The 13,014-nt window shown below is 55.8% G+C and carries 12 protein-coding genes; 4 read left to right on the forward strand and 8 right to left on the reverse strand.

Annotated features, from left to right (window positions below; genetic code table 11):
• The first annotated feature begins 183 nt into the window (after positions 1-183).
• Both OGW17_RS15195 and OGW17_RS15200 read left to right on the forward strand, forming a co-directional pair.
• Positions 184-1,419, forward strand: coding sequence for a phosphoadenosine phosphosulfate reductase (locus OGW17_RS15195; protein ID WP_071259778.1), 1,236 nt, complete (start codon positions 184-186; stop codon positions 1,417-1,419).
• Complete coding sequence (locus OGW17_RS15200; protein ID WP_012133386.1) at positions 1,392-2,009, forward strand: IbrB-like domain-containing protein; 618 nt, start codon at positions 1,392-1,394, stop codon at positions 2,007-2,009. The genes OGW17_RS15195 and OGW17_RS15200 overlap by 28 nt, the downstream gene beginning before the upstream one ends.
• Here OGW17_RS15200 and OGW17_RS15205 read toward each other — a convergent pair whose 3' ends face one another.
• Positions 2,010-3,170 carry a pyridoxal phosphate-dependent aminotransferase gene (locus tag OGW17_RS15205; protein WP_024130556.1) on the reverse strand — a complete coding sequence of 387 codons (1,161 nt, stop codon included), beginning with the start codon at positions 3,168-3,170 and terminating at the stop codon, positions 2,010-2,012. It lies immediately after the preceding gene.
• A gap of 130 nt (positions 3,171-3,300) precedes the next feature.
• Between OGW17_RS15205 and OGW17_RS15210 the strand changes: the two genes are divergently transcribed.
• Positions 3,301-4,389 (forward strand): oxidoreductase, encoded by a 1,089-nt coding sequence (locus tag OGW17_RS15210; protein WP_071259780.1) that lies wholly within the window; start codon positions 3,301-3,303, stop codon positions 4,387-4,389.
• A gap of 92 nt (positions 4,390-4,481) precedes the next feature.
• On the opposite strand, the gene OGW17_RS15215 is transcribed toward OGW17_RS15210, so the two are convergent.
• The 7 genes from OGW17_RS15215 to entC all read right to left on the reverse strand — a co-directional run bounded on the left by OGW17_RS15215 (position 4,482) and on the right by entC (position 11,858).
• A complete protein-coding gene (locus tag OGW17_RS15215; protein ID WP_071259782.1) occupies positions 4,482-4,679 on the reverse strand; it encodes a YbdD/YjiX family protein in 198 nt (65 codons plus the stop codon).
• 60 nt (positions 4,680-4,739) lie between these two features.
• Complete coding sequence (gene cstA, locus OGW17_RS15220) at positions 4,740-6,845, reverse strand: pyruvate/proton symporter CstA (protein WP_012133391.1); 2,106 nt, start codon at positions 6,843-6,845, stop codon at positions 4,740-4,742.
• Positions 6,846-7,020: 175 nt separating this feature from the next.
• Complete coding sequence (gene entH / locus OGW17_RS15225; RefSeq protein ID WP_012133392.1) at positions 7,021-7,434, reverse strand: proofreading thioesterase EntH; 414 nt, start codon at positions 7,432-7,434, stop codon at positions 7,021-7,023.
• A 2-nt stretch (positions 7,435-7,436) separates the two neighbouring features.
• Positions 7,437-8,192 (reverse strand): 2,3-dihydro-2,3-dihydroxybenzoate dehydrogenase EntA, encoded by a 756-nt coding sequence (entA, locus tag OGW17_RS15230; RefSeq protein ID WP_071259785.1) that lies wholly within the window; start codon positions 8,190-8,192, stop codon positions 7,437-7,439.
• Positions 8,192-9,049, reverse strand: coding sequence for an isochorismatase (locus OGW17_RS15235; RefSeq protein ID WP_012133394.1), 858 nt, complete (start codon positions 9,047-9,049; stop codon positions 8,192-8,194). Before OGW17_RS15235 ends, entA begins: the two co-directional genes overlap by 1 nt.
• 13 nt (positions 9,050-9,062) lie before the next feature.
• Positions 9,063-10,673 (reverse strand): (2,3-dihydroxybenzoyl)adenylate synthase EntE, encoded by a 1,611-nt coding sequence (gene entE, locus OGW17_RS15240; RefSeq protein ID WP_071259787.1) that lies wholly within the window; start codon positions 10,671-10,673, stop codon positions 9,063-9,065.
• Between the two features lie 9 nt (positions 10,674-10,682).
• Complete coding sequence (entC, locus tag OGW17_RS15245; protein ID WP_071259790.1) at positions 10,683-11,858, reverse strand: isochorismate synthase EntC; 1,176 nt, start codon at positions 11,856-11,858, stop codon at positions 10,683-10,685.
• Between the two features lie 187 nt (positions 11,859-12,045).
• On the opposite strand from entC, the gene fepB reads away from it, so the two are divergent.
• Entirely contained in the window at positions 12,046-13,002 is a 957-nt protein-coding gene (gene fepB, locus OGW17_RS15250) for a Fe2+-enterobactin ABC transporter substrate-binding protein (protein ID WP_058668751.1), read from the forward strand.
• Positions 13,003-13,014 lie beyond the last annotated feature (12 nt).

Raw genomic sequence — 13,014 nt, forward strand, 5'->3', positions numbered from 1 at the left:
ACGAAAACATCCGGGGCCATCGCCGACACAAGCATTCAAAATTAAAATAATTAATATAAAATTAATTTAAGTTTTGGATGCTTTTTTAAACCTTGCACATTCTGTTGATTATATCATATAATATATATAATTATTTTTCTGTATTCTACACATAGCCATTTTCCGTTCAGGTATGAACTCATTATGTCTGTTTATAAAATCCCACTTGACCAAAATGTTTTGGAAGCTGCGGAAGAGCGCATTACATGGACACTCACCACCTTACCGCGTATTTGCGTGTCATTTTCCGGGGGGAAAGACTCAGGGTTGATGCTGCACCTTACCGCCGGAATCGCGCGTAAGTTAAAGAAGAAGATCTGCGTAATATTTATTGACTGGGAAGTGCAATTCTCCTGCACAATTGACTATGTTCAGTCATTACGCGAACAATATTCCGATGTCATTGAACATTTTTACTGGGTTGCTCTGCCGCTCACCACACAAAATTCGCTGTCGCAATACCAACCCGAATGGCAATGCTGGGACCCGAATGCCGAATGGGTGCGTCAACCGCCTGCCGACGCCATTACCGATCCGGCTTACTTTCCTTTTTATCAGCCAGGCATGACCTTCGAACAATTTGTTCGCGACTTTGCCGAGTGGTTTTCAGAAAAGCGTCCTGCGGCGATGCTGATCGGCATCCGCGCTGACGAATCTTACAATCGGTTTGTCGCTATCGCCTCCCTGAGCAAACAGCGTTTTGCGGACGACAAACCCTGGACGACCGCCGCTCAGGGCGGGCACACCTGGTATATTTACCCGATGTATGACTGGAAAACGGCAGACATCTGGACATGGTTCGCAAAAACGAAGCAGCCTTGCAACCCGCTTTATAACCTGATGTACCAGGCCAACGTGCCGCTCCGGTATATGCGCATCTGCGAACCTTTCGGCCCGGAGCAACGTCAGGGATTGTGGCTCTATCATGTCATTGAACCCGAACGCTGGGCAGCAATGTGCGCCAGGGTAAGCGGCGTGCGCAGCGGAGGGATATATGCAGGCCAGGATAACCATTTTTACGGCCATCGAAAAATACTGAAACCCGAGCACCATAGCTGGCAAAGCTACGCCATGCTGCTGTTGGACAGCATGCCGGAACAGAGCGCCGAGCATTACCGCAACAAAATCGCGGTCTACCTGCAATGGTATAAAAAGAAAGGAATGGAGAACATTCCACAAACGCAGGAAGGCGATATCGGCTCCAAAGATATCCCCTCATGGCGACGTATCTGCAAGGTGCTATTGAACAATGATTACTGGTGTCGGGCGCTCTCATTCAGCCCGACAAAGCCTAAACACTACCAGCGCTACAATGAACGCATGAAAGCAAAGCGCAAAGAATGGGGGATTTTATGCAACAGCGACTCACCCAACAAATAACCGACTTTCTCTCCACGCTGAACGAAGAAGAGAGAATTGCGGCAATCAACGAATTCAGAATGGCGATCCACCGCGTCAGCCCCTTTCGCGATCAGCCGGTAGACTGCGTACAATGGGTAAAAAACGAACAAATCGAACCTAATGATTACAACCCAAACAATGTAGCGCCCCCGGAGAAAAGGCTCCTGCTAAAGTCTATTGAGGTAGATGGCTTCACGCAGCCTATTGTCGTTGCAGAAACAGCGGCAGAAAAATATGAAATCGTGGATGGCTTTCACCGTCACGAACTCGGTAAAGGGAAATCCACATTACGCTCAAAGTTAAAAGGCTATCTTCCCGTCACCTGTCTGGAACGCAATCGCCATGAACGGATTGCGGCGACCATTCGTCACAACCGCGCCCGTGGCCGTCATCAGATTCACGCGATGTCGGAAATTGTGCGAGAACTCTCCCTGTTGGGCTGGGACGAGACGCGAATCGGAAAAGAGCTGGGCATGGATAAAGATGAAGTCCTGCGTCTGAAACAAATCAACGGCCTACAGGAACTCTTTGCCGACCGTCGATTCTCCAAAGCCTGGACCGTAAAGTAATTACAATTTACACAGGCGTTCTGCGGCCGCCAGCAGCGTGGATTCCTGCTTGGCAAAACATAATCGGATGAGTTTATGTGGGAAAGGATCGGCGCAAAATACCGACAGCGGAATCGCCGCAACGCCGATTTCCCGGGTCAGCCACTGGCAGAAATCCACGTCATTGAGGTCTGATACCGCACTGTAATCCACCAGCAGAAAATAGGTGCCTTCGCAGGGCAGGATTTCCAGACGACTGTCACGCAGGGCATTAACCAGAACGTCACGCTTCTTCCGGTAAAATGCGGGTAAATCGCGGTAATGTTCCGGTTCAGCACGCAGCATATCGGCCAGCGCCAGTTGCGCCGGTGTGTTGACGCAGAACGTCAGATACTGATGCACTTTACGCAATTCCGCGCTGATCGCCGCTGGCGCTACGCAGTACCCCACCTTCCAGCCGGTCATATGAAAGGTTTTACCGAATGACGAGACCGCGACAGCACGCTCACGTAGCTGCGGATGCGCCAGTACGCTGGCATGGCCTTCTGGCGCAAAGCAGATATGCTCATACACTTCATCGCTTAATACATAGATTTCGCGATCGCCAATCGCCTGCCACAGCGCTTCAAAGTCGGCTTTGCGCCAGACGGTCGCGCTCGGGTTATGCGGCGTATTGAGGATCACCAGCCGGGTACGTTCGCTCAGTAACGCAGCAAATGCCTGCCAGTCAACGCGAAACTGCGGCGGCTGAAGCGCCAGACGTTTCAGCACGCCGCCGGACAGTTCAACGGCTGGCGCGTAGCTGTCATAGCTGGGATCGAAGCAGATCACCTCATCTCCCGCACGAACCAACGCGGTGATAGCGGCATACAACGCTTCCGTTGCCCCCGCCGTTACCGTCACCTCGCTCCCGGCATCAGCCTTATAGCCGTATAACGCCGCCGTTTTTTCCGCAATGGCTTCGCGTAATGCAGGCACGCCGGTCATTGGCGCATATTGATTCGCCCCTTGTGCAACATGCCAGGCCAGACGTTCCTGTAGATAGCGCGGGCCATCGAAATCAGGAAATCCCTGAGACAGGTTAATCGCCTGATGCTCCTGCGCCAGGGCGCTCATTTGTGTAAAGATTGTGGTGCCTAAATTAGGCAGTTTGCTTTGCGGAATCAGTGGGTTATTACTCATTGTTATCATGCCCGAGGGTGATGTCGATGTTGAAACCACTATAACACGATGTTAGCATTTGGCAATCAAGACGCTTAGACGTCTAAATAAAAACAACTCCCGGACAGCGCAGCCACAAGGACAACACACCATGAGCAACACTGACATCCGCGTCGTTACCGGCCCGGCTAACTACTTTTCCCATACCGGCAGCCTCTCCAGACTGAAGGATTTTTTCAGCGCCGGGCAACTCTCCGCCGCAGTATGGGTGTATGGCGAACGTGCGATTGCCGCCGCCCGCCCTTACCTGCCGGATGCGTTTGATCTTCCGGGAGCCAGACACCTGCCGTTTACCGGCCATTGCAGCGAAAGCGATGTGAAACAACTGGCCGCGAAAGCAGGCGACGACCGCCGCGTAGTGATCGGTATCGGCGGCGGCACGCTGCTTGATACCGCCAAAGCCCTTGCCCGTCGGCTACAACTCCCCTTCGTGGCGATCCCGACTATCGCGGCCACCTGCGCGGCCTGGACACCGCTGTCGGTCTGGTACAACGATGCCGGTCAGGCGCTGCACTTTGAAATTTTTGACGACGCCAATTATCTGGTGCTGGTAGAACCGGAAATCATTCTCCGCGCGCCAGAGGCCTATCTGCTGGCCGGCATCGGCGACACGCTGGCAAAATGGTACGAAGCCGTTGTATTAGCGCCACAGCCAGAAACCTTACCGCTTACCGTGCGTCTGGGCATTAACGGCGCGCTGGCGATCCGTGATGTGCTACTGGAGAGCAGCGAACAGGCGCTGGCGGACAAAGAGCGTGGAGAACTCACCCAGGCATTTCGCGATGTGGTGGATGCAATTATTGCCGGGGGCGGCATGGTCGGCGGTCTTGGCGAGCGTTATACCCGTGTGGCGGCGGCACACGCCGTCCATAATGGGCTCACCGTATTGCCGCAAACCGAGAAGTTTCTGCACGGCACCAAAGTGGCTTATGGCATTCTGGTGCAAAGCGCATTGCTGGGTCAGGATGAGGTACTGGCGCAGCTTGTCGCCGCTTATCAGCGCTTTAGTCTGCCCACCACGCTGGCGGCGCTGGATGTCGATATCCAGAACCAGGCGGAGATTGATAACGTGATTGCCCACACCCTGCGCCCGGTTGAATCCATCCACTTTCTGCCGGTGACGTTAACGCCAGCCACATTACGCGCCGCGTTTGAAAAGGTAGAGTCGTTTACGGTTTAGCGGCGGCTTGCCGGATGGCGGCTACGCCTTACCCGGCCTGTAAAATACCCCGTAGGCCCGGTAAGCGTAGCGCCACCGGGCAACACAAAACATCAGCAGCAACGTGCGCCGCCTTTCCCGCCATAACGCGCATCCTGCCGCTCACGAAAAAATTCTTCGTAAGTCATTGGCGCCTGATCCGGGTGCGTCACGCGCATATGCTCAACGTAGTTGTCATAGTCCGGCACGCCAATCATCAGTTTTGCCGCCTGACCCAGATATTTCCCGGCCTTAGAAAGCGTATCAAACATCGTTACCACCTGTGACGCAAATGCCCTCTCCCGTTAAGAAGAGGGCCGCTTATTTAAAAATCAGTGCGCGCCTTTCGCCTGCGCCACAATCTCTTCAACGTTTTCGGGCATGGCTTCATACGGCGTTTCTTTCGCCGTCGGTTTGTCCTCTTTCAGCGCTGCCAGCGCAGTTTTGATTGAGAACAGAGCCAGAACCACCACCACAACCATGAAGAAGATGGTCAGACCGGCATCCAGACGGTTGTTGAACACCAGTTGCGCCAGCTGAGACTGCGTGTACTGCGCAGGAATATCGCCACTGTCGATCATCGCCTGGAATTTATTGGCGATCGCCAGGAAACCAATTTTGGTATCCGGGCTAAACGCTTTCTGCCAGCCTGCGGTCAGCGTACAAATCAGCAGCCAGGCGGTAGGCACCAGCGCCACCCATGCGTAACGCTGACGTTTCATCTTGAACAGTACAACCGCGCAGAGCATCAGCGCCATACCCGCCAGCATCTGGTTCGCGATACCAAACAGCGGCCACAGAGTGTTGATCCCTCCTAACGGGTCCACCACGCCCTGGTGCAGGAAGTATCCCCACGCCAGCACGCACAGCGCCGTCGCTAACAGGTTCGCAGGCAGTGAATCCGTACGTTTCAGACCCGGAGAGACCACGCCCAGCAGATCCTGCAACATAAAGCGCGCCGCACGCGTACCGGCATCAACCGCCGTCAGAATGAACAGGGCTTCAAACAGAATCGCGAAGTGATACCAGAACGCCACATCCATCATACCGCCCAGCGCGCCGTGCAGGATGTAGGCCATCCCCACCGCCAGCGTTGGCGCGCCACCGGCACGAGAAATAATGGATTGTTCGCCCACTTCGTTGGCAATCTGATGCAGCGTATCAGGCGTAATCGCAAAGCCCCAGCTACTGACCACCTGCGCAGCAGAGGCAACCACATCAGCGGTTCCGGCTGGCGCCAGTACGGCCATTGGGCTGTTCATGGCGAAGTAAACGCCCGGATCAATGATACATGCGGAAACCAGCGCCATAATCGCCACGAAGGATTCCATCAACATCCCGCCGTAGCCGATAAAGCAGGCCTGCCCTTCGTTCGCCAGCATCTTCGGCGTGGTGCCGGAAGAGATCAGCGCATGGAAGCCAGACACCGCGCCACAGGCAATGGTGATGAACAAGAACGGGAACAGGTTACCGGTCCACACCGGGCCGGTGCCATCCACAAATTTGGTCAGCGCAGGCATCGTCAGCGTCGGACGCATAATCAGAATGCCGACGGCCAGACCGACAATCGTACCAATTTTCAGGAAGGTTGAGAGGTAATCACGCGGCGCCAGCAGCAGCCATACCGGCAGAACCGCCGCCACAAAACCGTAGCCCACCAGCATCCAGGTCAACTGTACGCCGGTAAAGTCAAAATACGGCGCCCAGGTTGGGCTTTCCGCCACCCAGCCACCGGAGATGATGGCAAAGACAAGGAACACCAGGCCAATAACAGACACCTCGCCAATACGTCCCGGACGCAGGTAACGCAGGTAGACGCCCATAAAAATGGCCAACGGAATGGTGAACGCAACGGTGTACGTCCCCCACGGACTGTGGGTCAGGGCTTTCACGACGATCATCGCCAGTACCGCAAGGATAATCACCATGATCATGAAACAGGCCACCAGCGCGATCACACCAGCCGTTGGGCCCATTTCTTCTTTAACCAGTTCACCCAGCGAGCGACCGTCACGACGGGTAGAAACAAACAGCACCATAAAGTCCTGCACCGCGCCTGCCAGCACAACCCCGGCAAGCAGCCAGATCATACCGGGCAGATACCCCATCTGCGCCGCCAGCACCGGCCCAACCAACGGCCCTGCCCCGGCAATCGCCGCAAAATGGTGACCGAACAGCACTTTCTTATCGGTAGGTACGTAGTCCAGACCATCGTTATGACGCACCGCAGGCGTCATGCGCGTCGGGTCAACCGCCAGCACATTTTTGGCGATATACAGACCATAAAAACGGTAGGCAATGAGGTAGACACAAACTGACGCCACGACGATCCATAGCGCGTTGATCTGTTCCCCACGGTTTAACGCAATATATCCCAGGGCAAATGCTCCCATAACGGAGAGCAATGTCCAGACGAGGTATTTCCCTGATTTGTTCATAGTTGTTGTCCGTTTGCGTGTTGTGTTCCAGAGAGATGTTACATTTTGTTTCTATAACACCTCTGCTGGTTTTAACAACCTGACAACGCTATAAAACTGATTATTTACATTGCATTGTTAACTGGATCACTTCATTGGTCGGTCAACGCTGCAACATCATTGCATTTTGTTGGGCCTAGCCCATCACCGCCGTCCCCAGGCGGCAGGTACAGCAACGTCGTCCCTGTTCGTCAAAAATCACAATTTCCCAGCTCTGGCTTTGCCGGCCCAGATGCAGCGGCTGGCAAACGCCGCGCACCTTCCCCTGCGACACGGCGCGATGATGCGTGGCATTCAGCTCGGTTCCCACCACGCACTGGCCGTCACGGGTCATCAGATACCCGGCCATTGACCCCAGGGTCTCCGCCAGCGCCGCCGAAGCGCCGCCGTGTAACAGGCCGAAAGGCTGATGCGTTCGCGCGTCAACGGGCATTTCCGCCTCCAGCACGTCATCGCCCAGACGGGTATAGACGATCGCCAGATGCGCCACCATCGTGTTCAGACTGGTGGCGTTCAGCTCATCAAGCGTTAAATGGCGTTTCCAGATCATCGTTACGCTCCCAGGGTTGAACCGCCGTCAACCACAATGTCCTGTAGCGTAATGTGGCTGGCCAGATCGGAGGCGAGGAATAAAATGGTATTCGCGATTTCCTGCGGACGCGCGATTTTACCCAGCGGAATGCCAAGCTTAAACTGCTCGCCAAAGCCACGAATACGCTGTTGTTCCGCATCATCGCTCACCCACAGCGTGCGCTGCATATCGGTATCGGTAGATCCCGGAGAGACGACGTTACAGCGAACGCCGCTGCCCGCCAGCTCCAGCCCAACGGTCAGCGCCAGGCTTTTCAGCGCCGCTTTGGACGCGCCATAGGCGCTCATGCCAATGCGCGGCGTGTGCGCCGCATCAGACGCGACGGTAACAATCGCCCCGCCCTGCTGCTGACGAAATTGCGCCATCGTCTGCTGGAAGAGGTTAAACGCGCCGCCGACGTTGACGGCGAACGTCTGCTGCCAGTCCTCGGCGCTTAGCGCATCGGTCACCCCCATCCGTAAAATCCCGGCGGCATTCACCAGCACATCCAGCCGTTCGGTTTGCGCCAGCACGCGCTGGCAAACCTGCGCGACCTGCGCGGCGTCTGCGACATCCAGCACTTCGGTCGCAAAGGGATACGCATCCTGCGCGAACTCGCGATCGAATCCCGTCACCTGCGCGCCAGCCGCAACAAACGCCAGCGCCGTGGTATAACCAATCCCTTTTCCCGCGCCGGTCACCCAGACGGTTTTGCCGTTAAAATCCAATCCGGCCATCACTTCACCTCACGGGAAAGCAGCGTCCACCAGGCATCGATCGTCGGGTTTTTCGCCAGCATCACGAAGTCGATATCGCCATGCACTTTACGCCAGCGAGCCGCCAGCGCCATCATACGTACAGAGTCCAGCCCATAATCAATCAGGTTTTCATCATCCAGCGGCTCGTCGGATTCATCCAGCAGCGGCAGGATCAGCGCCCGCAACTCCGCTTTGCTCGCCGGAACCGGCGTCGGCAGCAGTTCCTGCGTCATCACCACGCGACCGGAGCGACCGGCAACATAGTTAAGCGACATCACATGTTCTTCACGGCTGAAATCGGCCAGCGCATCCGCCACCATAAACGGCTTGATATCGCGCATGAAAGCGTCGGTCGCCGTGGTCATACAGCCAATGTGCGCATACACACCCGTGATAATCAGCTGATTACGCCCGGTTTCTTTTAACATCTGCTCCAGCGGCGAACGGTGAAACGCGCTGTAACGCCATTTCACCAGCACGGTGTCCGCCTCGTCCGGTGCCAGCGCATCGACAATCTTTTGCTGCTCGGGAGAACGCGTCAGGCCCGGCCCCCACATATCGTTCAACAGGGCGCGATCTTCATCGCTCTGATCTTTCGGCTGAGCGGTGTAATAGACCGGAATGTTGTGCTCTTTGCAGTACTGACGCAGGGCGGCGATATTCGCGATCACCTGTTTCATCATTGGGCAGTTGTCGCCCCAGAAGCTGACAAAATAATCCTGCATATCGTGGATCAACAGCGCTGCGCGTTCAGGTTCAAAGGCCCAGTTCACTTTATTGGGCGGAATATCGAGCGCGCCAGGCAGCGCGTACGCCTGCAATTTCGGAATTGCCATCTCTCTTTCTCCTTCAGGTCAGTGAACGTGACGCCAGCCACTGACGTAATTGTTTTTTATCGACTTTACCGACCGGGGTCAGAGGCAACGCCTCGACGCACTCCACGCGATCCGGCAATTTGAATTCGGCGACCCCCTGCTCACGCAGGAAGCGGCGTACCTGTACCGCGCGAAGCGGCTCTTTCACCACCAGCCAGGCGCAGCTTTTTTCCCCCATCAGCTCATCTTCCATGCTGACCAGCGCGGCATGGATTACGGCCGGGTGGCGCAGTAACAGGTTTTCAATCTCTTCCGCGGCGATCTTCTCCCCGCCGCGATTGATCTGATCTTTTTCACGTCCCTGCACGGTGATATAGCCATCTGGATCAATGGAGATCAGATCGCCGGAGCAGTAAAAGCCGTTGGCATCAAACGCGCTGGCGTTATGCTCCGGGCTTTTAAAATAGCCGCGAAACGTGTACGGCCCGCGCGTCATCAGGCGTCCCGTTTCCCCCTGCGGCAGCGGATTGCCGTCAGCGTCAGCCACCCAGACCTCATCGTCCGGGCACATCGGGCAACCCTGAGTATTGATGATGCGCTCCGGGCTGTCGTCCAGACGGGTGTAATTCACCAGTCCTTCCGCCATGCCGAATACCTGCTGCAACTGACAGCCGATTTCCGCCGGAATACGCGCGGCAAGCGTCGCTGAAAGCCGTGCGCCGCCTACCTGCAACAGTTTCAACGAGGCCAGTTGCGCGTTGCTGCCCCACTCCTGAATCGCCTGCAACCACAGGCTCACCGCAGGCGGCACCAGCGCCGTTGAATTAATCTGATGCTTTTCAATTAACGGGAAACAGAGCGTAGCGCTCGGATCAGCCGCCAGCACCACCGTTCCCTGGGCCAGAAAGACGCCCAGCGATCCCGGCGAACTCATGGCGTAGTTATGCGCAGCCGGAATCGCGCATAAGAAGCGCGTGGCTTCGGTAAAGTGGCAAATTTCATTGCTGCGACGCACGCTGTAGTAATAATCATTATGGGTGCGCGGGATCAGCTTCGGCGTTCCGGTTGTACCGCCGGAAAGCTGGAAATAAGCCACCTCATCGGCAGGTGATGGCGTGGCGGTAAAATCAACCGCAGGCTGGTCAATCGCCGTTTGCAGGTTGTGTTCACCCGCATCGTTGAGCAACAGCACCACACGCACGGAATTGTGTTCGGCAATAAACGTATTGAGGAAGTCGTCCCCGGTGAACAGCGCGTGCTGGCGGTCAGCAATCACCAGCGCCGGTTCAATTTGCTTTGCGTAAGCGTTAAGTTCCGTCCGTTGATGGCTGAACAGCGCCAGAACCGGTGCGACGCCGAGCTTCAGCAGGGCGAAGAAAGTGATATACAGCTCCGCCACGTTGCCCAGTTGCACCAGCGCGGTTTCGCCGGGTTTGATCCCCTGACGACGCAGGCTACAGGCCAGATTATCCGCCGCCTGGTTCAGTTCGCGATAGCTCAGGTGTCGATCGCCATCAATCACCGCCGTTTTATCGCTGTCTGCGTGGCGGGTTAAAATATCGGTCAGCGGCAGATCCTGCCAGTACCCTTTTTCACGATAGCGGCGGGCAAACTCCTCCGGCCAACGGGTGAAAGGAATGGTCATCATCGCTCCTTAATGCAGTCCAAAAACGTTCAACATGGTAGAAAGCTTCACGCCGGTCTCACGCCACTCCGCGACCGGAGACGAAGCAGGAACAATCCCGGCGCCCGCGAACAGGCGAACCTGGTTTTGTCGCAGCTTCGCGCAACGAATCGTCACGACCCACTCGCCGTTTCCTTCAGCGTCACACCAGCCGACGATGCCGCCGAACAGTTCACGATCGAACGGCTCCAGTTCAGCAATTAATTTTTTCGCCACCTGATGCGGGAAACCACTCAACGCAGGCGTCGGATGCAGCAGACACGCCAGCGTCAGGGCATTTTCTTCCGCATTCGCCTTACCTTCGAACGGCGTACCGAGATGCCATAACGTCGGGGTGGTGATCAATTGTGGAGATGCGGGCAGTTGTAATTCACTGCTGCGGTCGCGCAGCACCGTCTTCATGGCCTGAGTAACCAGTTCATGTTCATGTCTGTCTTTTTCAGAAGCCAGCAGTCGGTTGCCCGCTTCACGATCCAGCACATCATCAGGCTGGCGACGCGCCGACCCGGCCAACGGCAGCGAACTAAAGCGCTCGCCCTCTTTACGCAGCAGCAATTCCGGGCTGGCGCCAAGCAGCACGCCGCCATCCTCCAGAGGCACATGGAAGTTGTAACTCACCGGGTTCTGCACCACCAGCCGCTCCAGCAGCGCGCCGCTGTCAATGGTGGCATCGGTCGTAATATCAATCAGGCGTGACAGAACCACTTTGTCGACTTCAGGCGTCGCCGTCAGCGCTGCCGCGCGCGCTACCATCGCTTCAAACGTTTCCTGTTCAGGGATACTTTTACGATCAATAACATTCAGTGCCTGATGCCCGGTAAAGTAACGCGAGGATTGTTGCTTTGCCGGTCGGGAGAAGGTCTGCCAGGACTCAGGAATGAACAGCGAGGATGGCTGGCGGGTATCAAAGGGGATAGCGCCGACCATAACAGGATTTGCGATACCCTGCGCTCTGGCGTCGGCAAAGGCTTGCTGTAATTTTTGTTGGAAGGGGCTGTCTAACGAATCCCCGTCAACCGCTGGTTCAGCGAAACGGGCGAAGCATCCTGACGTCGTAAAGCTGCGATACGGCGACATAAAGAAAAAGCGATCGGGGGTGAGCGTTGCCATTTTCTGCTGAACTTCCTCGGCCAGTGACGTATCCATATCATCCTCCAAAAATGATAAAGGCTTTAATAATGATTATCATTTATATTTTCGGGCGCTAACCTAAAAGTAAACAGACAGCATGTCAACTCTTGGGGTAGCACAATGTGCGACTTAGACTTGCATCCCTTCACGCTAACAATGAAAATGAGAAGCATTAACTCCATTAATAACAGGACGCTGATTCGTGAGACTTCCCCTGCTTTGCAGAACATCCCTGATACTGGTTGGGCTTTTCATTTCAGGAATTTCTTTAGGTCATGCCGCTGACTGGCCGCGCCAGATCACCGACAGCCGCGGCACGCATACGCTGGACCATAAACCTGAACGTATCGTCTCTACCAGCGTGACCCTGACGGGCTCGCTGCTGGCGATTGATGCTCCCGTTGTCGCCAGCGGAGCGACCACCCCTAACAACCGCTTTGCCGACGATCGGGGATTTCTGCGTCAATGGAGCGACGTTGCGAAAGCGCGCAAGCTGGCGCGCCTGTACATCGGCGAACCAAGCGCTGAAGCCGTTGCCGCACAAATGCCGGACCTTATTCTGATTAGCGCAACCGGCGGCGACTCTGCGCTGGCGCTGTACGATCAGCTTTCTACTATTGCCCCTACGCTTATCATCAATTACGACGATAAAAGCTGGCAGTCTCTGCTGACGCAACTGGGCGAGATCACCGGCCAGGAAAAACAGGCCGCTGCGCGCATCACGGAATTCGATAAACAACTGGCGACCGTTAAACAACAGCTCACATTACCGCCGCAACCGGTCAGCGCGCTGGTCTACACCGCTGCCGCACACAGCGCCAACCTGTGGACGCAGGATTCAGCCCAGGGCAAGCTGATGGAGCAGTTAGGCTTTACGCTGGCGCCCCTCCCTGCCGGACTGCAAACCAGTAAAAGCCAGGGCAAACGTCATGACATCATCCAGCTTGGCGGGGAAAACCTGGCAGCAGGTCTGAACGGCGAAGCGCTGTTCCTGTTTGCCGGTGACAGCAAAGATGCCGACGCTATTTACGCCAACCCACTGCTTGCTCACCTGCCTGCCGTGCAAAACAAGCGCGTTTATGCGCTGGGCACCGAAACGTTCCGTCTGGACTACTACAGCGCAACGTTACTGCTTAACCGTCTCGCCGCGCTGTTTTAATTTATTTGCCGG

The organism is Citrobacter sp. CK181, assembly GCF_030333595.1.
Lineage (GTDB): Bacteria > Pseudomonadota > Gammaproteobacteria > Enterobacterales > Enterobacteriaceae > Citrobacter_B > Citrobacter_B koseri.

What these genes read in the sequence shown, in the direction of transcription:
- OGW17_RS15195 (WP_071259778.1), top strand. Translation starts at nt 184, where the DNA reads ATGTCTGTTTATAAAATCCCACTTGACCAAAATGTTTTGGAAGCTGCG.
- OGW17_RS15200 (WP_012133386.1), top strand. Translation starts at nt 1,392, where the DNA reads ATGCAACAGCGACTCACCCAACAAATAACCGACTTTCTCTCCACGCTG.
- OGW17_RS15205 (WP_024130556.1), bottom strand. Translation starts at nt 3,170, where the DNA reads ATGAGTAATAACCCACTGATTCCGCAAAGCAAACTGCCTAATTTAGGC.
- OGW17_RS15210 (WP_071259780.1), top strand. Translation starts at nt 3,301, where the DNA reads ATGAGCAACACTGACATCCGCGTCGTTACCGGCCCGGCTAACTACTTT.
- OGW17_RS15215 (WP_071259782.1), bottom strand. Translation starts at nt 4,679, where the DNA reads ATGTTTGATACGCTTTCTAAGGCCGGGAAATATCTGGGTCAGGCGGCA.
- cstA (WP_012133391.1), bottom strand. Translation starts at nt 6,845, where the DNA reads ATGAACAAATCAGGGAAATACCTCGTCTGGACATTGCTCTCCGTTATG.
- entH (WP_012133392.1), bottom strand. Translation starts at nt 7,434, where the DNA reads ATGATCTGGAAACGCCATTTAACGCTTGATGAGCTGAACGCCACCAGT.
- entA (WP_071259785.1), bottom strand. Translation starts at nt 8,192, where the DNA reads ATGGCCGGATTGGATTTTAACGGCAAAACCGTCTGGGTGACCGGCGCG.
- OGW17_RS15235 (WP_012133394.1), bottom strand. Translation starts at nt 9,049, where the DNA reads ATGGCAATTCCGAAATTGCAGGCGTACGCGCTGCCTGGCGCGCTCGAT.
- entE (WP_071259787.1), bottom strand. Translation starts at nt 10,673, where the DNA reads ATGACCATTCCTTTCACCCGTTGGCCGGAGGAGTTTGCCCGCCGCTAT.
- entC (WP_071259790.1), bottom strand. Translation starts at nt 11,858, where the DNA reads ATGGATACGTCACTGGCCGAGGAAGTTCAGCAGAAAATGGCAACGCTC.